The sequence below is a fragment of the Streptomyces sp. NPDC018833 genome, assembly GCF_044390825.1.
Classification (GTDB): Bacteria; Actinomycetota; Actinomycetes; order Streptomycetales; family Streptomycetaceae; genus Streptomyces.
Genome location: NZ_JBIRZM010000015.1, coordinates 158,114 through 179,470 on the forward strand (window position 1 = coordinate 158,114; position 21,357 = coordinate 179,470).

The 21,357-nt window shown below is 72.7% G+C and carries 18 protein-coding genes; 13 read left to right on the forward strand and 5 right to left on the reverse strand.

The annotated features are described in order from the left end of the window. Window positions 1-342 precede the first annotated feature (342 nt). The 9 genes from ACH5AF_RS27020 (at window position 343) to ACH5AF_RS27060 (ending at window position 12,034) form a co-directional block, all read left to right on the forward strand. The gene (locus tag ACH5AF_RS27020) at window positions 343-1,734 is read left to right on the forward strand and encodes a KamA family radical SAM protein (protein WP_398905023.1); all 1,392 of its coding nucleotides are present in this window, start codon (window positions 343-345) and stop codon (window positions 1,732-1,734) included. Window positions 1,735-1,757: 23 nt separating this feature from the next. After that, a complete protein-coding gene (vioD, locus tag ACH5AF_RS27025; protein WP_398905025.1) occupies window positions 1,758-2,918 on the forward strand; it encodes a capreomycidine synthase in 1,161 nt (386 codons plus the stop codon). Then, the gene (locus ACH5AF_RS27030; protein WP_398905026.1) at window positions 2,915-4,735 is read left to right on the forward strand and encodes an amino acid adenylation domain-containing protein; all 1,821 of its coding nucleotides are present in this window, start codon (window positions 2,915-2,917) and stop codon (window positions 4,733-4,735) included. Before vioD ends, ACH5AF_RS27030 begins: the two co-directional genes overlap by 4 nt. A gap of 227 nt (window positions 4,736-4,962) precedes the next feature. Continuing rightward, complete coding sequence (gene vioC, locus ACH5AF_RS27035) at window positions 4,963-5,997, forward strand: arginine beta-hydroxylase, Fe(II)/alpha-ketoglutarate-dependent (RefSeq protein WP_398905027.1); 1,035 nt, start codon at window positions 4,963-4,965, stop codon at window positions 5,995-5,997. 7 nt (window positions 5,998-6,004) lie between these two features. Then, window positions 6,005-6,769: a GNAT family N-acetyltransferase gene (locus ACH5AF_RS27040; protein ID WP_398905029.1), complete on the forward strand. Its 765-nt coding sequence runs from the start codon at window positions 6,005-6,007 to the stop codon at window positions 6,767-6,769. Between the two features lie 85 nt (window positions 6,770-6,854). Beyond that, window positions 6,855-8,885 carry an NAD-dependent epimerase/dehydratase family protein gene (locus tag ACH5AF_RS27045; RefSeq protein WP_398905032.1) on the forward strand — a complete coding sequence of 677 codons (2,031 nt, stop codon included), beginning with the start codon at window positions 6,855-6,857 and terminating at the stop codon, window positions 8,883-8,885. After that, window positions 8,882-9,586, forward strand: coding sequence for a PIG-L deacetylase family protein (locus tag ACH5AF_RS27050; RefSeq protein ID WP_398905034.1), 705 nt, complete (start codon window positions 8,882-8,884; stop codon window positions 9,584-9,586). Before ACH5AF_RS27045 ends, ACH5AF_RS27050 begins: the two co-directional genes overlap by 4 nt. After that, the gene (locus tag ACH5AF_RS27055; RefSeq protein WP_398905036.1) at window positions 9,579-10,811 is read left to right on the forward strand and encodes an acetyl-CoA carboxylase biotin carboxylase subunit family protein; all 1,233 of its coding nucleotides are present in this window, start codon (window positions 9,579-9,581) and stop codon (window positions 10,809-10,811) included. The genes ACH5AF_RS27050 and ACH5AF_RS27055 overlap by 8 nt, the downstream gene beginning before the upstream one ends. A 134-nt stretch (window positions 10,812-10,945) precedes the next feature. Next, on the forward strand, window positions 10,946-12,034 hold the full coding sequence (locus tag ACH5AF_RS27060) for a glycosyltransferase (protein ID WP_398905038.1): 1,089 nt from the start codon (window positions 10,946-10,948) through the stop codon (window positions 12,032-12,034). Here the strand turns inward: ACH5AF_RS27060 and ACH5AF_RS27065 are convergent. Further along, window positions 11,999-13,693: a CocE/NonD family hydrolase gene (locus tag ACH5AF_RS27065; protein ID WP_398905040.1), complete on the reverse strand. Its 1,695-nt coding sequence runs from the start codon at window positions 13,691-13,693 to the stop codon at window positions 11,999-12,001. The genes ACH5AF_RS27060 and ACH5AF_RS27065 overlap by 36 nt on opposite strands. Before the next feature lie 34 nt (window positions 13,694-13,727). Here ACH5AF_RS27065 and ACH5AF_RS27070 point away from each other — a divergent pair, with 34 nt between their 5' ends. The 4 genes from ACH5AF_RS27070 (at window position 13,728) to ACH5AF_RS27085 (ending at window position 17,890) form a co-directional block, all read left to right on the forward strand. After that, window positions 13,728-15,245: an AMP-binding protein gene (locus ACH5AF_RS27070; protein ID WP_398905042.1), complete on the forward strand. Its 1,518-nt coding sequence runs from the start codon at window positions 13,728-13,730 to the stop codon at window positions 15,243-15,245. Between the two features lie 86 nt (window positions 15,246-15,331). Next, a complete protein-coding gene (locus ACH5AF_RS27075; protein WP_398905044.1) occupies window positions 15,332-16,180 on the forward strand; it encodes a macrolide 2'-phosphotransferase in 849 nt (282 codons plus the stop codon). Further along, a complete protein-coding gene (locus ACH5AF_RS27080) occupies window positions 16,177-17,085 on the forward strand; it encodes an alpha/beta fold hydrolase (protein ID WP_398905045.1) in 909 nt (302 codons plus the stop codon). The genes ACH5AF_RS27075 and ACH5AF_RS27080 overlap by 4 nt, the downstream gene beginning before the upstream one ends. Next, entirely contained in the window at window positions 17,075-17,890 is an 816-nt protein-coding gene (locus tag ACH5AF_RS27085) for a nucleoside 2-deoxyribosyltransferase domain-containing protein (protein WP_398905047.1), read from the forward strand. The genes ACH5AF_RS27080 and ACH5AF_RS27085 overlap by 11 nt, the downstream gene beginning before the upstream one ends. Here ACH5AF_RS27085 and ACH5AF_RS27090 read toward each other — a convergent pair. The 4 genes from ACH5AF_RS27090 to ACH5AF_RS27105 form a co-directional block, all read right to left on the reverse strand. Then, window positions 17,866-18,471, reverse strand: a complete 606-nt coding sequence (locus tag ACH5AF_RS27090) for a GNAT family N-acetyltransferase (protein WP_398905049.1) — start codon at window positions 18,469-18,471, stop codon at window positions 17,866-17,868. The two genes, ACH5AF_RS27085 and ACH5AF_RS27090, sit on opposite strands and share 25 nt — an antisense overlap. 750 nt (window positions 18,472-19,221) lie before the next feature. Further along, entirely contained in the window at window positions 19,222-19,779 is a 558-nt protein-coding gene (locus ACH5AF_RS27095; protein ID WP_398905051.1) for a DM13 domain-containing protein, read from the reverse strand. 364 nt (window positions 19,780-20,143) lie between these two features. After that, complete coding sequence (locus ACH5AF_RS27100; protein ID WP_398905053.1) at window positions 20,144-20,473, reverse strand: TfoX/Sxy family protein; 330 nt, start codon at window positions 20,471-20,473, stop codon at window positions 20,144-20,146. Between the two features lie 14 nt (window positions 20,474-20,487). Then, window positions 20,488-20,943: an SRPBCC family protein gene (locus ACH5AF_RS27105; protein ID WP_398905055.1), complete on the reverse strand. Its 456-nt coding sequence runs from the start codon at window positions 20,941-20,943 to the stop codon at window positions 20,488-20,490. Between the last annotated feature and the right edge of the window lie 414 nt (window positions 20,944-21,357).

The window sequence follows — 21,357 nt, forward strand, 5'->3', positions numbered from 1 at the left end:
GCGGCGTACGGTCCGGCGGTGCGAACAGCCGGTGGCTGCCGGGCCTCCGCACCGAAGTTCTCGACAATTGGTACATGCCGCTGACATACCGATCAAGTCGTCATCTCATGATTCCGGCCACCTCCGAAGGCGGTCGACCGAATCCGAACTCGCTGTCGGCGCACCCCCTTCAACGCCCGGCCCACCGCTGGCTCTTCCCGATGGGCCGCCTCGACTTGTACAGGGGCACTCCGGCCCCGTGCCCCGTACAACTTACTCCCCTCGTGTACAACTCCGACGCTCTGCAAGATCGGTTGCCGTCAGGCGATACAGCCGGAACCAACGGGAATGGATGGCGGGTTGGTGGATACAGCAGGCAGCCATACGGAGCCGGCAGCACTGGAAGGCGTCTACGAGTACCGCAGCCGTCCGCTCGTGGAGCCGGACTGGCGGCGCTTCCCCGGATGGCGCGACATCACCGAAGCCCAGTGGGCGGACCCCCAGTGGCAGCGCGCGCACTGCGTGAAGGACGCCAAGGGGCTGCGCGCCGTCGTGGGCGACTTACTCGACGAGAGCTTCTACGAGGACTGGGAGCGGGACCGGTTGCACCGCGCCACGATGTCGGTGCTGCTGCCGCCCCAGATGATCAACACCATGGCCCCCGAGGTGGCAGCCGCCCGCCCGGGCGAGCTGACCAAGGCCTTCTACGACGACCCGGTACGCCGCTACATGCTGCCGGTGTTCTCCGACCGGCACCCGCACTGGCCGTCGCACCCGATGGCCAGCCGGGACTCCCTGCACGAGCAGGACATGTGGGTGGTCGAGGGGCTGACGCACCGCTACCCCACGAAGGTGCTGGCGGAGCTGCTGTCGACGTGCCCCCAGTACTGCGGACACTGCACGCGGATGGACCTGGTGGGCAACTCAACGCCCCAGGTCGCCAAAAACAGGCTCCAGCTCAAGCCGGTCGACCGGGCCGACCGCATCCTTGCGCACCTGCGCACCTCGCCCGGCATCCGGGACGTGGTGGTCTCCGGCGGCGACCTGGCCAACATGCCCTGGCCGCGGCTGGAGCGCTTCGTCGACGGGCTACTGGAGATCGACTCGATCCGGGACGTCCGGCTGGCCAGCAAGGGGCTGATCGGGCTGCCCCAGCACTGGAACTCCGGTCCGGTGCTGGAGGGCGTCGGACGGATCACGGAGAAGGCCCGGTCCCGGGGGGTACGGATCGCGCTGCACACCCATGCCAACGCGGCCCAGCAGGTGACGCCCGGCGTGGCGCGGGCGGCGTGGGCGCTGCTGGACGCCGGCCTGCACGACGTGCGCAACCAGGGCGTGCTGATGCGCGGGGTCAACGACAGCGCGCACGACCTGCTCGACCTGTGCTTCGCGCTCGCCGACCACGCGGGCGTCACTCCGTACTACTTCTACATGTGCGACATGATCCCGAACGCCGAGCACTGGCGGGTGCCGCTGCACCGGGCCCAGTTGATCCAGCGTCAGATCATGGGCTACCTCCCCGGCTTCGCAACCCCGCGCATCGTGTGCGACGTACCGATGGCAGGAAAGCGGTGGGTGGACCAGGTCGACTCCTACGACCGCGAGCTCGGCGTATCGCACTGGAGCAAGAGCTATCTCACACCGCTGGAAGCTGCGGACCCCGACGCCCACAGCGGCTCGTACCACTACTACGACCCCATCGACACGCTCCCGGTCGCCGGGCAGCGGTGGTGGCGTGAAACCCGTCAGGGGTAGGGAAGGGACAGTTGCCAACAGCCATGAGCAGTCTCCGTCTGCGGCGTGAAGATCCTCCGGTCCTGGAGGAGTGGTACCGCCGGCATCTCGGCCCCGACATCCACGACATCAGCTCCAGCGGCGTCCACCCGTACTCCTTCGCCGAAATACGCGACCTGTGCAGCATCCCGGCCGCTGACCTCGACGAGATCGTCATGGACGACAGCGTCTCCCAGGGCGGGGCGGGCATCCGCCAGGCGATAGCCGACCGCTACGCGAGGGGTGACGCCCGACGGGTGATGGTCACCCACGGCTCCAGCGAGGCCATCGCACTCACGCTGACCACGCTGCTCCATCCCGGCGACCGCGTGGTCGTCCAGGAGGGCATCTACCACTCGCTGGGCCACTACCCCCGGGCGGCGGGCTGTGAGGTCGCCGAACTCCCGGCCGCCGCCGTCCGCGACGGCGAGATCGACCCCGACGTGCTGGAGCGCCTGATCACGCCCGGCACCGCAGCAGTGATCGTCAACTTCCCGCACAACCCCTCCGGGCTCACGCTCTCGCCGCAAGGCCTCACGGCGCTGACCGAACGGACCGCCGCCACCGGTGCCGTCCTGGTGTGGGACGCCGCCACCGCGGAGATCGCCCACCGCTGGGAGGCGCTCCCGGACCCCGGCGCCGTCGGCGGCGGCACCGTGTCGTACGGCACCTTCTCCAAGACCTTCGGCCTGCCCGGGCTGCGGGTGGGCTGGGCCGTTGCACCGCCGGAACTGCTCACGGCGACCTTCCCGCTGCGCGACCGGACCACCCTCTTCCTGTCCCCACTGGTGGAGCTGGTGGCCGAGCGGGCGATGCGCAACGCCGACGTACTGATCGGCGCGCGGGCGGCCGAGGCGCGGCGCAACCTCGCGTACCTCACGGACTGGATGGCCGAGCACCAGGACCTGGTGCGCTGGACCCCGCCGGAGGGCGGGGTGTGCGCGCTGCCCGTCTTCCGGGAGCTGGAGCGGGCGGCGGCCGGGCCGGCAGCGGTGGAACGGTTCTGCCTGGAGCTGCTCTCCCGCCACCGCACCCTGCTGGTGCCGGGCACCGCCTTCGGCGTGCCGCACGGCGCGCGGCTCGGCTTCGGCGGCCCCGAGGTGAGCTTCCGCGCCGGGCTCACGGGGCTGTCGGAGTTCCTGCGTACCCGCGGGGCTGCCCGGTGACCGCGGTGACCGGGCCCGATGTGCTCGGCCTGTGGGACCGTTCCGTCCACGAACACGCCGACGCGCCGGCGCTGGTGACCCCGCACCGGGTGCTGACGTATCAGGCCCTGGACCGGCTGAGCGACGCCTGGTCGGCCTCCCTGGCCGGGCACGGCGCAGGCCCCGGACGACTGGTGGGTCTGGCCTTCGCCGACCCGGCCCGCACGGTGCTGGGGATGCTCGCGGCGCTGAAGGCCGGGGCGGGCTTCACCGTGCTGGACGACCGGCTGCCGGCCGCCGCCCGCGCCGCGCTGGTACGCCGTACCGGGGCGGCGGTGTGGCTCGGCGACGGCGGCCACGCGCCCGAGGGGGCGTATGTGCCGGCCGACGAGGACGACGGCGACGGAACGTCGCGCCCCGCCGTACGGGCCGCCGGCTCCGACATGGCGTACGTGCTGTTCACCTCCGGATCCACCGGCCGGCCCAAGGGCACGGTCGTCGAGCGGGACGCACTGCGCCGGTTCGCGGCCGGGGTCGCCGGGCGGCTGGGTCTGACGGCGAGGGACCGCTGGCTCCAGGTCGCCTCGCTCGGCTTCGACGTCCTCATCGAGGAGGTGTTCCCGGCCTTCGCCGCCGGCGCCGCCGTGGTGTGCCGGGCCGACACCCGGGCCCTGGACGCCGAGGAACTGCACACCACGATGGCGCGGACCCGGACCACCGTGGTGGAGCTGTCCACCCAGTACTGGCTGGAGTACGCCCGCTGGCTCGACACCAGCGGACTGACCACGCCGGCCGGCCTGCGCACGGTTGTGGTCGGCGGCGAGCGGATGGACCCACGGCCCTACCGGGAGTGGCAGGCACGCCAACCGGCCGCCCTCGCCCATGTGTACGGGCTGACCGAATGCACCGTCAGCTCGACCTTCTACACCGGACTGCTCCCGGCCGACGCCGAGGAGGTTCCGCTCGGCACACCGCTGCGGGATGTCGAGATCAGCGTCCGGCGCGACGGGCAGCCGGTGCCGGACGGGGAGACCGGGGAGATCCACATCGGCGGGCCCCTGCTGGCCCGGGGCTTCCTCGACGACGAGGCCGAAACCACACGTCGGTTCGTGCCCGACCCGTCGGCCGCCGTACCCGGAGCGCGCCTGTACGTGACGGGCGACCTCGGGCGGATCGACGCCGACGGGCAGTTGGTCTTCCTCGGACGGGTCGACGACCAGGTGAAGCTCCGCGGCCACCGGCTCGAACCCGCCCGGGTGGAGCGCGCCCTGTGCGAAGTCCCGGGCGTGGACCAGGCCGTGGTCTTCCCCGACCCGGAGACCGGCACCGTGCTGTGGGCCTTCACGGTCCCGGCCGACCCCGGGGCCGCCCCGCTTCCCGGTGAGGCCGTCCGCATGACAGGCACCGAACGGGACGCGCTGGTGGTGCCGCTGGAGGCGCAACTGCCCGACTGGGCGGTGCCCAGGGTGCTGTACCGGGTGTCCGTACTGCCGAAGAACCCACACGGCAAGATCGACAAGCGCCGGCTGGCCACCTGGGCGGCGGCCGCGGCGCAGACGGCGCCTGTCATCCCCGCCCACGCCGCGGAGCCGCACCCGGACGAGCCGCTGCGCACCGTACTGGGCGTGTTCCGCGAGGTCCTGCGCACGCCGGGGCTCGGCCCCGACGACGACTTCTTCGACCACGGCGGGCAGTCCCTGCTCGCCATGCGTCTGCTCGCGCGGCTGCGCGATTCCTTCCCCGCCGCCGCCGGACTGCGGGTGAGCGCCCTGTTCACGTGTCCGACCCCCCAGCTGCTGGCCGAGTCGCTCGGCGCTCGCGAGGCCGACCGCCTCTGAAGGGCTGTCACCCAGCACATCCCGGACCACCACGTCACCCCGCACGACCCGGACCACCACGTCACAACGACGACCCGGGCCACCACGTCACAACGCACGACCCGGACCACCACGTCACAACGCACGACCCGGACCACCACGTCACCCAGCACGACCCGAGGGCCCACGGCCCCGGCTCCGGCCGCCCGCGGGCAGCAACCATCCCCGACCACTCAGCGAGAGTTGGCATGTCGAACCTCACCGACCAGTCCACGCCCAGCTACACCCTGACGCCCGACGAGGCCGCCATGACCGCGGAGCTCAGCCTCGAACTGGCCACCGACTACCCGTCCTTCGGCCACCCGGTCCTGCTGCGCGACCTGCCGGGACTCGCGGCTCGGCTGCCGCTGGGCGTGCAGCACTTCCTGCGCGAGTTCAAACTGGCCGACCGCCACGGCCACGCGGTGATCCGCGGGCACGAGTTCGACCAGCAGCGCATCGGCCCCACCCCCGCCCACTGGCGCGGTCGCGGCCGGCCCGGCCCGGAGTTCCCCGAGGAACTGCTGCTGATGCTCTACTCGGCACTGCTCGGCGAGCCCTTCGGCTGGGCCACCCAGCAGGACGGCCACCTCGTGCACGACATCTTCCCGATCCGCCGGCACGAGAACGACCAGCTCGGGATGGGCAGCAAGGAGCTGCTGACCTGGCACACCGAAGACGCCTTCCACCCGTACCGCAGCGACTACCTGATCCTCGGGGCGCTGCGCAACCCCGACCACGTGCCCACCACGGTCGGCGAGCTGGACCTGTCCTCGTTGTCCCCCGAGGACATCGACATCCTCTTCGAGCCGCGCTACCACATCGCGCCCGACGAGTCCCATCTGCCGAAGAACAACACGATCACCTCCGATGAGGAGGCGGCCCGGTTCGCCACCATCCAGCGGATGATCGACGAGCGGCCGCTCTGCCCGTTGCTCTACGGCTCGCGACTGGACCCGTACATGCGGCTCGACCCGTACTTCACCTCGGTGCCGGAGCACGACACCGAGGCCCGGCGTGCCTACGACGCGCTGTTCAAGGTCGTGGACGCCGGGATGCGGGAAGTCGTCGCCGACCAGGGCGACGTGCTGTTCATCGACAACCACCGCGCGGTGCACGGGCGGCTGCCGTTCCAGGCACGTTACGACGGCACCGACCGCTGGCTCAAGCGGGTGTGTGTGACGGCCGATCTGCGGCGCTCCCGCGAGATGCGGGCCACCGCCGAGACCCGGCTGCTGGGCTGAGCGCGCCGTGGCCCTCACCCTCACCGATCTGTCCCGTGACCCCTGGCTGCTGCCCGAGGTGGACGCCCTGATCGGCGCCAACATGCCCGCCTTCATGAGCTGGGAGTCCCCTGGCAACTGGCGCTGGCACGGCATGTACGAGCGGTACCCCGACCACCAGCTCTGCCTGGTGGACGGGGACGGACGGCTGGTGGCGGCGGCCAACGGACTGCCAGTCCCGTGGGACGGCACCGCCTCGTCGCTGCCGTCCGGCAGTGACGAGGTCCTGGTGGAGGGCGTCGACCACGGCTCGCCGGACCACCCGGACGCCGTCTGCATGCTGTCGGTTTCCGTCGATCCCGCGCACCGGGCGGCCGGCCACGCCGAACGGCTGCTGACCGAGGTCCGGCGACGGGCCGCGGAGCACGGCCCGCGCGGTGTGATCATCCCGGTCCGGCCCACCCACAAGCCGCGCTACCCGCTGATCCCCATCGATGAGTACGCCGCCTGGCGCCGCCCCGACGGCCGCTGCTTCGACCCGTGGCTGCGCACCCATCTGGAGCTTGGCGCCCGGCAACTGGCCATTGCCGAACGGTCCCTGGTGATCCGTCAGCCGATCCGCCGCTGGGAAGAGGTCCTCGACCATCCGCTGCCGGGGCCGGGCGACTACCCGCTGCCCGGCGCCCTGGTACCACTGCGCGTCACCGAGGACGGGTACGGCACGTACACCGAGCCCAACGTCTGGGTCCACCACCCGGCCGGCCCCACCCCGGTCACGGTCACGGTCCCGTGACCGTGACCGTGACCGTGAACGGCAGCGGCCTCCGCGGCGCACGTCCCACCCGAGCCATCCCTTCTTCGAACCCCTGGAGACAAGCATGACTCCCGTACGCCTCGCGATCGTCGGATGCGGCGCAGCCGCCCACGGCTGCCATGTGCCCGCCCTGCCCGCACTGAAGGGGCTCGTGCGACTGACCGCGCTCATCGACCGCGACCCGCGCCAGGCCGAGGCCGCCCTCGCCCTCTACGGTGAACTCGGCGGCGCCGACGCCGACCAGGTGATGACGGCCACCGACCCGGCCGAGGTCGCCGACGCCTTCGACGCGGCCGTGGTGGTCGCCCCGCACACCCTGCACGCGCGGATCGTGGAGGGGCTGCTGGCGGCCGGCAAGCACGTGCTGCTGGAGAAGCCGATGACCACCTCGGTCGAGGACGCCCGGCGTCTGGCCGCCACCGCCGCCGGTGCCGGCGCGCCCGTGCTGGCGATGGCCCACCCGCGGCGGCTCTTCCCCGCCTACGCCTGGGTCAAGCGGCTCATCGACGCAGGCGACCTGGGAGACGTGGTGCGGGTCGACTGGGCGGAGGGCCACCCGTATGCCCATGAGCCGGTCTCCTGGTCGATGTTCGACCGGCGGCTCGCGGGCGGCGGCGTGCTCACCGACACCGCGTCGCACGTCTTCGACACACTGCTGTGGTGGCTCGGCCCCGACGTGCAGGTCGTCCGCTACGAGGACAACTCCCTCGGCGGTGTGGAGACCGACGCCACCGCGCACCTGCGCTTCGGCTCCGCCGACGTGCACTGCGACTTCAGCCGGCTGCGCGATCTCGGTATCTCCTGCAAGGTCACCGGCACCAAGGCGACCGTCACCATCGGCACCGACTTCCCGGCCGGTGAGTGCACCCTGGTCACCGCGGACGGCGTGGAGCTGCACCGCGGCGACGTGGACGCGGTGGCCCCTGCCCAGGCCGAGTGGGAGCTGCTGTTCACCGAGCAGCTCGCCAACTTCGCCGCCGCCGTCCGCGGCACCGCCCCCGTCCACTCCGGCCCCGAGGACGGCGTACGCGTCGTGGAACTGATCCAGGACTGCTACGGCGCTCCCGCTGACGAGCGGTCCGCGTCGCAGCCGTGGACCACGCGCGGCGACGGCGGGCAGGGCGGTCCCGCGCTCCTCGGCCGCACCGTGGCCGTCACCGGCGCGAGCGGCTTCATCGGCGGCCGGCTCGTCGAGCGGCTGGTCCTCGGCACCCAGGCCCGCGTCCGGCCGGTGGTCCGCGGCTTCGGCCGGGCCGCACGGCTGTCCGTACTGCCGCAGGACCGGCTGGAGTTCCGCCAGGGCGACCTGATGGACACCGACGGCCTACGGGCGGCCTTCGAGGGCTGCGACACCGTCGTCCACTGCGCGTTCGGCAGTTCCGGCGACGAGGCGGACCGCTGGGCCGCATCCGTCGAGGGCACCGCCAACGTCCTCGCCGCCGCCCGCGCCGCCGGGGTCCGCCGTGTGGTGCACCTGAGCACCATCGACGTCTACGACCCCGCCGTCACCGGCGCGCTGACCGAGCAGTCGCCGGCCCGCCCGGCCGACCCCGCCGACCGCGAGTACGAGCAGCAGAAGCTCGCCGCGGAGCGGCTGGTCCTCGACGCCCACGGGCCCGATCTCGAAACCGTCGTTCTCCAGCCGGGCGTGGTCTACGGACCGTGGGGCGGCCAGTGGACCACCGCCCAGCTGCGGCGCGCGGAGAGCGACTTCGCCGCGCTCCCGGCAGGGGAGGACGGCGGTGTGTGCAACGCCGTGTACGTCGACGACCTGGCGGACGCGGTGCTCCTGGCCGTGGACGCCGAGGCGGCCGCGGGCCGGCGCTTCCTCGTCGGCAACGGCGAGGAGCTGGGTTGGGGCATGTTCTTCGACGCCGTCCGCGCCCTGCGGGGCCTCGACGGGCCGGCGACGCAGACCCCCGGGGAGCCGGTGCCGGACTGGGAGCTGGAGCTGTACCGCTCGACCGCCCATGCCCGCTACGACAAGGCCCGGCGCCTGCTCGGCTTCACCGCCCGCACGCCGTTCGCCGAGGGCATCGCGCTGACGGGGCAGTGGGCCGGCTGGGCCGGGGAACTGCCGGAGGCGCGGGCATGACCGGGACCACCGACGTGCTGGTGGTCGCGCCGCACCCCGATGACGACGTCATCGGCTGCGGCGGGTCCATCGCCAAGCACGTCCGCGACGGCGCCCGAGTGACGGTGGTCATCGTCATCGGACGCGAACGCAGCGCCCTCGACGACACCGTCACCGACGCCCAGTTCGCCGCCGAGACCGAGGCCGCCGCCAAGACCCTGGGCGTGCACCGCTGCGTCCGCTTCGACGAGCCCTCCCGGGACTTCGTCCTCTCCCGCCGGGTCCACCTGGACCTCGTACGGGTACTGCGCGAGGTGCGGCCACAGGTGGTCTACCTGCCGCACGACAACGACGACGACGTCGAGCACCGCATGGTGCACCAGCTGACCACCGAGGCGCTGTGGATGGCGCAGTCGGAGTTCTTCCAGGAGGTGGGCGAACAGCCGATGCCGGCGCCCCGGCTGGTGCTCGGGTACGAGGTGTGGGCGCCGATGGCCCGGTTCCAGTACGCCGAGGACATCGGCGGGCAGATCGAGACCAAGGTCGAGGCGATGCGCGCGTACGTCTCCCAGCTGCGGCACGCCGCCTGGGACGAGGGCATCCGGGGGCTGGCCCGCTACCGGGGCGCTGTGTCGGCCGGATCGGGGCACGCGGAGGTCTTCCAGGTGCTGAGCCTGTGCACCCCGCCCGCCGCCGGCCCGGCGGGAGGCCGCCGTGACTGACCGGCTCCTGGTCTGCGGGATCGGTACCGGGATGGACCACTCGCTCGCCGAACTGTGCTCGCCGCGCCTGGAGTTGGTGGTGGTCACGGACACGCCCACCGACCCGGCCCGGGCGGCCGCGGACGTGCTGCTGGTGTGCGACCCGGACGACGCCGTGGCGGTCATCGGCGAGTTGTCGGCGGCCGGCATCGACCGCATCGACGGGGTGTTCTCGCTGGGTGCCGACAACCCGCCGGTGATCAGCGCGCTCGCGCACCGTTTCGGCTGCCCCGGGCTGCCCCTGGAGACAGCGCTCAACTGCACCCTCAAGGACCGGCGGCTGGCGATCCTGCGCGAGGCGGGGCTGGACCTGCCCCGGTTCGCGACCGCGGAGAGCGTGGGCGAGGCGGTCCAGGCGGTTGCCGGGATCGGCCTGCCGGCGGTGATCAAACCCAGTGACCGGACGGGGTCGCTGGGCGTGATGAAGGTGGAGTCGGCCGACCGGGTGCGCGAGCTGGCCGCGGAGGCGCTGCGGCTCAGCCCCGGCGGACGGATCGTGATCGAGGAGTTCCTGGAAGGCACCGAGCACACGCTGGCGGCTTTCATGGTCGACGGCGAGCTGCACCCGTTCGGTTTCGCCGACCGGGAGTACGGGCGCAAGGAGGAGTTCGCCCCGTACTTCTTCGAGGGCGGCGACACACTTCCCAGCCGGCTCACCGCCGACCAGATCGACGAGATCACCGACACGGTACGGCGCGGGGCACGGGCCCTGCGCCTGGACCCGGCAGTGATCAACACCGACATCCTGCGCACCAACGACGGCCGGGTGGTGCTTCTGGAGATCACCTGCCGGCTCACCGGCGCCCGGATCGCCACCGAGGTGATGAGGCTGGCGACAGGAGTGGACCCGTTGCCCAACGTGGTGCGGCTGGCCCTGGGCCGACCCCTGGAGCCGGCCGAGCTGGCACCGACGCACAGCAAGGCTGCGGTCCAGCGGTTCCTGCCGGCGGACGGGGGGGTGGTGGAGTGGGTCGGCGACCCGCGGGACGTCACCCGCCGGGCCGGGGTGCACGACGTGTTCTGGGGCACCGAGCTGGCGCCCGGCACCGTGGTGCCGCCCTACCGCGGCGGGGCCGACGTCCTGGCGGGGGTGATCGCGTACGCCGCCGAGCCGGCCGAGGCGGAGGCGATCGCCGAGCGCACACTGCGCGCGCTGCCGCTGCGGTTCAAGGACCCGGCCGGATGACGGCGCTCCCCCCGCCGCGCCGGACACCACCGCCGCACGAGGCGCACCGGACACACCGCTCCCTCCGCGCGGGCCGCACAGCCCGCGCGGAGCCCGCACACCGCACCGACACGCCGGAAACAAGGGAGAACAAGATGGCCACCGACCCGGTGGACGAGGCCGCGGTCGACCAGGGCATCGCCCGGACCGCCGTGGTCATCGCCCTGCGCGACGATCTGCGGATCGCCGACTGCATCGCGTCGATCGACGAGGACGTCGAAATCGTCCTGGCGCTCAACGGCCCGAGTGACGCGGTGCTGAAGCTGATCGCGGACCACCCGCGGCCGCTGACGGTCACCGAGATCGACGACGTCGGCAACCTGGGCGCGGCCTACAACGCGGGGGCCGCCGCCACCGACCGGCAGTACCTGCTGCTGATGGACTCCGACTGCACCTTCGCCCCAGGCGTGGTCCGGGCCATGGTCCGTGCGGTCCTCACCGCCCCGGTGGTCAAGGGGCAGGTGGTGTACGGGGAGTCGGACGGCCTGCTCAGCAAGCTGACCGCTCGCGTGCGGGAGTTCGACGAGGGCGACTACATCAGCGCCCTGTCCCCGCCGCTGATCTACAACCGCGACATCGTCGACCACATCGGCGGTTACCACTTCGACGAACTCATCCACTGGTGCGAGGACCGGGAGTTCGACTTCCGGCTCCAGCTGGCCGGCATCCCGGTGGTGTACCTGCCCGAGGCCCGCATCTTCCATGACGCCCAGCACGGCTTCGCGAACATGCGCAGCTACTTCCGCTATGGCGTCGGTGAGGGCATCGCCCAGGAGACCGGCGTGTTCACCACCCCGGCGGTGCCGGTGCTGTGGCGGCTGTTCGAGGCGTCGCGGACGCTGGTGCACTGCGCCCGCGACAAGGGTGTGGGCGCGGCGGCCTACTACGCGCTGCTGAAGGGCGCCTTCCACACGGGCACCGTCCACCACTTGCTGAACGACCCGTACCAGGTGCGCGACCGCTACCCGGTCTCGGCCAAGCGGGCCCGGATGGTGCGGTCGATTCCGCAGCACAGCACCCGCCTGTCCAAGGCCCAGATGCGGCGGCTGGGGCGGGCGCACTGGGAGGCGGGCCGGCGGATCGAGAAGGTGGCCGACCTGTCGGTCTTCCACCCGGTCGCCGCCGGCGCCGCGGGCGCAGCCGCCGCGTCAGCCGCCGACGAGGCGCGGCAGCAGCAGGCGTGAGGGATGGTCACCGCCATGGTGGACCGTGTGGTGCGCGACCACCGGGGGATGGACGTCGAAGCGCGGCGCGTTGCTGGCCGCGATCTCCAGGCGGATCCGGTGGCCTGCGCGGAACACATGGCCGATCGCGCCCAGACGGACGGTGACCTCGACCGGCTCGCCGGGAGCCGGTGCCGCACCCGACCCTGGGTCCCCCCGTCTCCCCACGGCACCCACGGCTGCCGCAGCCGCCGCAGCCGCCGCAGCCGCCGCGGCCGCCGCGGACTCCAGCCGGACGATGCCGTCGCACAGCAGCTCCGCCCGGCCGTCCGGGTAGACGTCGACGAGTTTGCCGGTCACGTCGGCGCCCGCGGCGTCCGGGGTGATGAACACCGTCAAGGCGGTGTCGCCGACGATGGTCAGCGGGGCGGTGAGCGGAGCGCCGGTGAAGCACAGCACATCGGCACGCCGCTCCACCTCGCGCTGGTCGAGCGGGCCGCAGTCGCCGCCGGTGAACTGGCCGGGCAGAGCGGTGGCCCCGCCGGTGGTGGGCACCGGGTCAGCGGGGTGGTGGCGGATCCGGTCGCTGTCGGAGGCCGCCGGAGCCGGGCCGTGCGTCAGGCCGCGCCCGTCGAGGTGGAGGACGTACTCCTCGGTGCCGGGGACCGGCCAGTCGGGGAAGGTGCGCCACTCGTCGGCGCCGGTGAGGAAGAGCCGTACCGGATCGGGGGCCGCACCACTCCCCCGACGGCGCACATGGCGGTCGAAGTGGTCCAGGTGCAGACCGGTGACATCGAGGTGGTCTTCGTCGGCGGCCAGTCCGTAGCGGCGCTGGGGGAAAATTCCGCCGGTGACGCAATGGGACCAGGGGCCGACCACCAGAGTCGTCTCCACGCCCTGTTCCCGGATTCCCCGGTAATTCTCCAGTGCACCGGCGAGAAATATGTCGTACCAACCCGTCAGATTGAGCGCGGGGACGTTTATCGCCGGATACGACTCACGGGGTGCGGCACGCCGCCAGTACGGGTCGCCGCCGGGGTGCTCACGCCATTGCCGGTAGTACGGGGCGAGCCGGTCCAGGAGGTCCGCGGCGGCGTCTGGGTTCCGGTAGAGGTCGTCGATCCGGTCGACCGCGCCCGCCACTTCGGCGAGTTCGGGCCCGGCCAGCCCGGCACCGCTGAGCAGCAGGTCGTACAGCACCCAGTACAGGACGAAGCCCAGCTGGAAGGCGCCGCCCTGGCGGGTCCAACCCTCGTCGAACCCGGAACAGGCGACGTGAGGGGCGACGGCGGCAAGACCGGGCGGCCGCTCGGCCGCCGCGAGAAGTGCGGCCATGGCCTCGTAGGAGCGGCCGAACAGCCCCGCCGAGCCGTCGCACCACGGCTGCGCCACCGCCCAGGCGACGGTGTCCGCGCCGTCCGCCGCCTCGTTCCAGTACGGCTCGAAGGCACCGCCGGAGGCGAACCGGCCGCGCACGTCCTGCACCAGCAGCGCGTATCCGGAACGCACCAGCCGCAGGCCGTCGACGGACGCCCCGCCCGGGCTCCCCGATTTCCCGTAGGGCGTCCGGCGAATGAGCACCGGCACTGCTTCGGCGGTTTCCGGGCGATAGAGGTCGGCACTCAATAAACAGCCGTCCCGCACGGGTATTTTCAGATCGTGTTCCACAACCATACGCATCCGCCAATAATCCACTGTGGCAAGGAAATTCACAATGCAGTCCGCCGAACTCCATTTCCTCAAACCGTTCTTCGAGACGGCGCGCGACGATCCGGGGCGGCCGGCCGTGGTCGACAACGGGCTCGTCGTCGGCTACGGCACCCTGGCCGCATGGGTGTTGGCGGTGGCCGGCGCCGTCGCGCCGCGCACGGCAGACGCCCAGCCGCCCGTCGGCGTCGTCGTGCACCACTCGGCCCGTGACGTGGCGGCGATCCTCGGGGTGCTGACGGCCGGACGGGCATACGTGCCGCTGGAGGCCGACCATCCCGAGGCCCGGCTGGAGGCGATCCTGGCGCGGGTCGGCTGCCGGGAGGCGGTCGCCACCGCCGAAACCGGCTGGCAGCCGCCCGTCGAGACGGTGATCCGGCCGCGCTGGGCGCAGACCCCGGTGACACCGGCGACGGCCGCCGCTCTCCCGGAATCCGGCGTGCGGCCGCAGGACCCGGCGTACGTGCTGTTCACCTCCGGCTCCACCGGGGAGCCCAAGGGGGTCGTGGTCCCGCACCGGGCGCCGGCCGCCGTGGTGCCGCGGCTGCGAGACCTGTACGGCATCGGCCCGGAGGAGTCCGTGCTGCACTTCCACAGCGCGGGCGGCGACACCAGCCTGGAGGAGATCCTCCCGACTCTGACCGGCGGCGCCACCCTCGTCGTGGACGACGCGGCACGGGAGGGGTTCGCGCGGGTGGCGGAGGAACAGCAGGTCTCGATCGCGGTGTTGCCGACCGGGTTCTGGAACAGCCTCACGGGGGACCTGCTGCACCAGGGCGCCCGGCTCCCCGCGTCCCTGCGCACCGTGGTGATCGGCGGGGAGGCGGTGCGCGCCGACATGCTGGAGCGGTGGCGCCGACTGCCCGGCACGGACGGCGTGCGGCTGCTCAACACCTACGGTTCGACGGAGACCGCGCTGGTCACCCACGCCGGGCAGCTGGCCGGTCCGGGCGGGCCCGCGCTGCCGGACACCGGCTTGGACCTGCCCATCGGGCGCCCCCTGCCGCATGTCGGACAACGGGTGGACGACAGCGGCGAGTTGTACGTCTGTGGGCCTGGGCTGGCCCTCGGCTACCACCTCGACCCCGAGGCGACGGCCGCCCGTTTCCTGGAACGGGACGGCACCCGCTGGTATCGCACCGGGGACCTGGTCGGCGAGGCGCCCGGCGGTGTCCTGGTGTTCCGGGGCCGAGCCGACCACCAGGTCAAGGTCCGCGGCTTCCGGGTGGACCTGCTCGACGTGGAGGCGTTGATCGGGCGGTGCGAGGGGGTGGCGGCCGTAGCGGCCGCCAGGGTGGACCGGACCGAGCACACCGCGCTGGCCGCGTTCTTCGTGCCCCTGCCGGACCGCGAGCCCGGTGAGGTCGCCGCGGGGATCCGGGAACGGCTGGCGCGGACCGCGCCGCCGCACCTGGTGCCGAACCTGCTCGTGCCGGTCGAGGCGCTGGAGCAGACCCACACCGGCAAGGTCGACCGGAACGCGACCCGGGACCGTCACCTCGGCGCCACGGCGGGGACCCGATGAGGGCCGCGGCATCCGGCAGAACGCCCGCCGGTACGCCCGGCGCCGAACCCGCGGAGCTGGCCGCGTATGCCTCGCGGAGGCTGGGCGTGGCACTCGATCCGGCGTCGGCACGGATCGACGACAGCGGCTGGGACTTCCATGTCACCCATATCCGTGCCGCCGACGGCACACGCTGGATCCTGCGGCAGCCGCGGCGGCCCGAGGTCTCGGAGCAACTGGCTGTGGAGGGCACCGTGCTGGCCGCCGTACGCGACCGGGTCCCGGTGCCGGTGCCCGAATGGCGGCTGTACACCCCGGACCTGGTCGCCTATCCCCGCCTCCCCGGCGAGGCGGCGGGAATCGAGGACCCGGACACCCTGGTCTACCGCTGGTCGATGGACCCCCTGGCCCGTCCGGACCGCTACCTGGAGCCGCTCGCCCGGTCCCTGGTCGCGGTGCACTCCACGCCGCTGTTCGGCATCGGGGAACCGACGGCCCCGGAGGCGGTGCGCGCCGGGATCGCCGAGAAACTGGCCCGCGCCCGGACCGAACTCCGGCTGCCCGCCTCCCGGCTGCGGCGCTGGCGGGAATGGCTGGACGACGACCGCATGTGGCCCGGCCGCCTGGTACTCGTCCACGGCGACGTGCACCCCGGGCACACCTTGGTCATGCGGCGGCCGTCCGGACCGCCGGCCCTGTCGGGGCTGCTGGACTGGGCGAACGCGGGCGTCGGCGACCCCGCCGCCGACTTCGTCGACATGTTCTACGCCGGCGGCCGGGACGTGCTCGACCGGCTCCTGGACGCCTACCGGTCGGCGGGCGGCGAGGTCCGTGCCCGCATGCGCTCGCACATCCTGGCCCGAGCGTCCTTCCTCTGGGTCCACGTGGCGCTGCGCGGCATGGACACCGGCCGCCCGGCCTGGGTGGAGACGGCACTGCGCAGGATGGCGTCGTGACGGGCGCGGCGGACGCGGCTGACGCAGCGCGGATGACGGGCGCGGCGGACGCGGCTGACGCAGCACAGATGACGGGCGCGACGGGCACGGCGGACGTGGCGCGGACGACGGGCGGGCAGGCGTACTCCGTGCACGGGTCCGGGGGCCTGCCGGTGGTGCTGGTCGCGGGCACGGGCGGCGCCGGACGGATCTGGGAGCACCACCAGGTGCCCGCGCTGACCGCGGCAGGCCGTCAGGTGATCACTTTCGACCACAGCCCCGCCGGGCTCAGTGCCGTGGAACTCGCCGGCACTGTGCGGGAACTCGTCACAGACCTGGGCCTGCCACCCTGTCCACTGGTCGGCCACTCCCTCGGAGCGCTGGCGGTACAGGAGTTGCTGGGCACCGATTCACACCTGGCCAGCGGCGCGGTGCTGGCCGCGACCCGGGGCCGGCCCGATCCGGTCGGCGAGGCGCTGGCCCGTGCCGAGGCCGCGTACGCGGAGGCCGGCACCCGGCTCCCCCCGGAGTACGAGGCGTTCGTGCGCCTGACACAGAACCTGTCCCCCAGAACCCTGGCCGACGAGGCTGCGGCGGCAGAATGGCTCGACTTGTTCGAACTCGCCGCGCTCACCGGCACGTCCGCCACGGCGGTGCACCGCCCCGGGCCGCCGGGCCGGGACCGGCTGGCCGACTGTGCCCGGATCTCCGTGCCCGTCCTGGTCGTGGGCTTCGCCGACGACATGCTGGCGCCGGCCCCGCTGGGCCGCGAGGTGGCCGAGGCGATCCCAGGCGCCCGCTACGCGCAACTGCCGGACACCGGCCACCTCGGGTTCCTCGAACGGCCCGAGCCCTTCAACATCCTCCTGCTGGACTTCCTCGCCACTCTTCCCACGACCGACCCCGGAGCGTCCCGTGCCCGCTGAGTCCGCCACCACCCCCGCCGTGGCCGCTGAGTCCGCCACCACCCCCGCCGTCTCCGAGACTTCCCCGACCTCCGAGGCGGCCGCCGTCCACGTCGTGTACGTCGGCCAGGAGCCGCCCGAGGCCTGGGCGGCGGCCGTCTACCTGTGCGGGCCCACCGCCACCGATCCCGCGGAGCCCTCCTGGCGCCCGGACGCCGTCGCCGCCCTGCGGGCTGCGTGGTCGGGAACGGGACGCCTGGTGGTGTTCCTGCCCGAGCCGGTGCCCGGCGGCACCTACCCGGCGTACGCGGAGCAGATCGCCTGGGAGGAGGATGCCATGCGGCGCTCCGACGTGATCCTCTTCTGGATCCCCCGGGACATGTCCCGGCTGCCCGGGCTGGTCTCCAACATCAAGTGGGGGGCCTGGTGCGACTCGGGCCGCGCCGTGCTCGGGGCGCCACCGGAGGCCGAGCGGATGGCGTATCTGCTGCACTTCGCCGACGCCCTCGGAGTGCCGGTGGAGCACACCGTCCCGGCGACGGCGGGTGCGGCCCTGCGCACGGTGGGACAGGGGTCCCGCCGTCACGGCGGTGAGCGGGCGGTACCGCTCGCCGTGTGGCGGAGCGAGCCGTTCCGACGCTGGTACGCCGACCGCCGGGCGGCCGGCGACCGGCTGCTGGACGCGCGCGTGGAGTGGTACGCGCCGGCGGCAGGGCCGGACGGGGCCCCGGCCTGGCTGCTGACCGTGACAGTCGCGCCGGGCGACGGGTCCGCCCCCACCTTCCGCCGCCTGCTGTCGGCTCAGGGGCAGGGCATGCTCATGTAGATCGCCTGCTCGCCCTCGGATTCGGTGCCGTGGTAGAGGGCCGTGTCCAGTCCGCAGAAGGAGAAACCCATCCGCCGGTAGGCGTGGATGGCCGGGGCGTTGACGTTGGTGACCTCCAGCCAGATGTGCCCGGCGCCGCGGTCGCGGGCGAATTCGACGGCGTGTCCCATCAGCGCGCGGCCGACGCCACGGCCCCGGTGGTCAGGGGCGACCTCGATGTCCTCGATGGTGAGTCGGCGGTTCCACGGGGAGTAGGAGACGGCGGCGAAGCCCGCCAACTCACCGTCGGCGCCGACTGCGACGAAGGTACGGCTGCCGGACTCCTCGCCGTCCTCGCCGTCCTCATCGCCGTCCTCATCGCCGTCCTCATCGCCGTCCTCGCCGTCGTCGGACTCGTCCTCGGGGAAGACCTTGGTCAGGGGCGGGTCCACAGGGACCTCCCGGAACGCGAACCCCTCGTCCGAGGCCGCTACGTGGAACACGGTGCTGGTGGTGAAGGAGCCGTCGAGGGCCTCGATGGCCTCGGTGTCCTCGGGACGGGCGGTGCGGAACGCGTAAACCGTTTCGTCGACAGTGGTCATGGCACGACGCTACGACGGCCCTGACCGGGGCAGGCGGGTTCCAGCCGACGCGGCCCCGGCCGCACTCGGCACGACGCGGCCCCTGCCCGGGATGCGCCCGACGCGCCTCCTGGACCAGGCCAACCGTACGAACGCCCCCGCGATCCCTGCCGAACGGGGTGAGCCGGCCCTGGGCACCGGGCGGCGGCCCTGCCGGCGCGGGACGAGCCCCTCCCCAGGCAGGGCCGCACCGCCTGGTCAGCGGTCGAGGGCGTCGAGCGCGGTCAGGATGTCGGCGGGATTCGGCGCGGGTGGTGTGGTCGGCGTCGACGAAGGCCCAGCGGATTGTGCCGTCCCGGTCGATGACGCAGGTCGCCCGGATGGGCAGGGTGCGGGCGTGGCCGCCGTTGGCACGTTTGGCCGGTCCGCGCGGCGCTCGCCGCCCTCACCGCGCTCACCGCGTGAGGGAGTGAGACACGTCGAGGGGTGCCCGGTTCGACCAGGCACCCCTCGATGCGCCCAGACGTACAGCCGGCTTCCTCGTACCGGAAGAGTCCGTCGGGGACCTGCTCCGCGATCACAAGCGCGGAGCGCCGCCCCGCCCCGGCGGCTCCGGAAGAACCGGTGCACGGTAGTCACCTCGAAGGCCCGCCACGGTGGGCGGGGCACCGGGTGACGGATCCACTGGACGCCGACGAGCGAGCGGCGGCGCCGGCTGTGGGGCGGCGTGGGTTACCGGCCGCCGGCGGATTCAGGGCGGCCCGTGGCATTTCAGGTGCGGGCGAGGGCAGCGGCGCCGAAGGACACGTCGAACCGGTCACACCAGATGCTGACGCTCGGGTACTTCGACCAGTCGACGTCCGCGGGCAGCGGGTAGTTCTGGTCGCCCTTGTTGCCCTTCAGCTTGGCGAGGTTGACGTACTTCCCGTCGTCGAAGACGTCCCAGCCGGCTTTGCCCTCCTTCACCGGCGCGTCGCTCAACCAGACACGCAGGTCGGGACCATTGCTCGTGTCCAGCCCTTCGAAGCGCAGTGTGTGGGTGCCGTCCGCGAGGCGGACCACCTTCACCGTGCCGGTCGTCGCGTGCTCGTGGGTCACGAAGGTGCCCTGCGCCACGGTGGTGGGACCGGCCGGTGACGGACTCGCCGACACGGACGGGGAGGACGGCGGCGTCCCCGTCGCCGTCGGTGCGGCCGCCGAGGGCAGCGCCTCGTTCACGGTCTCGTCCACCCACAGCGCCCAGGGCTTGAACCACACCAGCCCGGCCGCCACCACCACCGCGGCGACGGCGACGCCTGCCCACAGGATCCTCCTTGTGCGGCGTTCCACGGGCACTCCCCTTTCGATCGTTGTCGGCCTTCCGCCTCCATCCAACGCAACCTTGCTCCCGGCGGGAAGCCTCACCCGATGACGAAATCCTTACGTCTCGGCGGGGCCGGTGCCCACCTCCCGGCGGAGGCTGGCACCAATACGCTCAGAGCATGCGCGGTTTGGTCGCGATAAGGCGACGTCCGGGCGGTCGGGGACGGCGATCCCGGTCAGCTCCATTGCCTCTCCTCCGGAGAGTGGCGTGCCTCGCCGTCAACGCCAGGCAGCGGGCCCCGCAACGTGAGCGCGGTCACCGAGGCGGCAGCAGCTCGTACGTAGCCTGAGAAGTACGCCTTCGTTCCCCCGCCGCTGCCACCTCTGCTCGTCACTTGGGTGGCAGGCCGGCCGCGAAGGCACGACCTCGGTCGATCCAGTCGGCCAGGGCCTCGTCCTCGGACACGGCGGACGCGCCGACGACCACCCAGCCGCGCATCGGGCGGCCGGTGAAGTCGAAGGGCCTCGTCCCGGGCCGCGCGAGAGCGGCGTCGGTGGCTTCGGGACCGACCCGGACCATCAACTCGTCCCCGATCACGCCCACGGCCATGTTCCCGGCGTGCAGGAACGCCAGGCCGCCGAACATCCGCTTCTCCACGATGGCCGGATCCGCGCCCAGGTGCGCCCGGATCCGTTCCGCCAGTCCCTCGTCGAAAGTCATGCCCCTCCTCGTGATCAATCCTGTGGCGTGCTCAGCCGCCGCTCCAGGTCCCGCAGGTCCTTGACCAGCGAGGAGCGCACCTTGCGCCCCATCAGGGGCGCGGCCAGCCCGTAGCGGCCGGACGCGTCACCCCGCACGCGGATCCGGGCGAGCGTGCCGCCGTCCGGGTGCGGGGCGAAGGCGTAGGTCACCCGCATGGGCATCGGGCCCGCGACCGACACCATGTCGAGCAGCCGCAGTGGCTCGTAGGCGGCGACGCGCAGCACGTAGTCGATCCGCTTGCCCAGGAAGTACGCGGTCCGTGTCACCTCGGCCCCGACCCCGAAACCGCCCGTGTCGGCCTGGCGCGTCAGCTCCGCCGTACGGATGCCCTGGGTCCATTCCGCGTCATGGTGCCAGTCCATCGCGTACGCCGCCACCCGCTCGCATGGCAACGGGATCACCCGCTCCACGGTCACGTCGATTCCCATCTCTTGCCCCGTTTCCCGGTCCGGCCCGGTGCCCGGTTCCATGGACCCACCCCGGCCGGGCACCGGCAACCGGACCGCGTGCGGGTCCACCGGCGCGTAGGGTGGAAGAGTTCCGGCGTCGCGTCAGGATGCCCGCCCCGCACCTGATACGCAGTCAGTACCAACCGAACGAACGCCTGGATCGCCTGCCGACCCACGCCGGCGGAGTCGAGGCACGACACGCCACCAGGCTCCGGCGAAACCAACAGGCCAGATGCCCTTGCCGACCGGCTCCGAGATCGCCACGCACTCCAACATGATGCGTCATCGGAAGGCTGTCGGCTTCAGCGCCATGGCGTTGCACAGCAGGTCAGGAGGGTCTCGCGGCCGCCTGGTAGGTGCCAGGAGCGCGGTGGGCTTCAAACGAGCGTCATG

Bases quoted from the DNA above. Each gene is read 5' to 3' on its own strand.
- vioD (WP_398905025.1), top strand. From the start codon at position 1,758: ATGAGCAGTCTCCGTCTGCGGCGTGAAGATCCTCCGGTCCTGGAGGAG.
- vioC (WP_398905027.1), top strand. From the start codon at position 4,963: ATGTCGAACCTCACCGACCAGTCCACGCCCAGCTACACCCTGACGCCC.
- ACH5AF_RS27045 (WP_398905032.1), top strand. From the start codon at position 6,855: ATGACTCCCGTACGCCTCGCGATCGTCGGATGCGGCGCAGCCGCCCAC.
- ACH5AF_RS27050 (WP_398905034.1), top strand. From the start codon at position 8,882: ATGACCGGGACCACCGACGTGCTGGTGGTCGCGCCGCACCCCGATGAC.
- ACH5AF_RS27060 (WP_398905038.1), top strand. From the start codon at position 10,946: ATGGCCACCGACCCGGTGGACGAGGCCGCGGTCGACCAGGGCATCGCC.
- ACH5AF_RS27065 (WP_398905040.1), bottom strand. From the start codon at position 13,693: ATGCGTATGGTTGTGGAACACGATCTGAAAATACCCGTGCGGGACGGC.
- ACH5AF_RS27070 (WP_398905042.1), top strand. From the start codon at position 13,728: ATGCAGTCCGCCGAACTCCATTTCCTCAAACCGTTCTTCGAGACGGCG.
- ACH5AF_RS27090 (WP_398905049.1), bottom strand. From the start codon at position 18,471: ATGACCACTGTCGACGAAACGGTTTACGCGTTCCGCACCGCCCGTCCC.
- ACH5AF_RS27100 (WP_398905053.1), bottom strand. From the start codon at position 20,473: ATGACTTTCGACGAGGGACTGGCGGAACGGATCCGGGCGCACCTGGGC.
- ACH5AF_RS27105 (WP_398905055.1), bottom strand. From the start codon at position 20,943: ATGGGAATCGACGTGACCGTGGAGCGGGTGATCCCGTTGCCATGCGAG.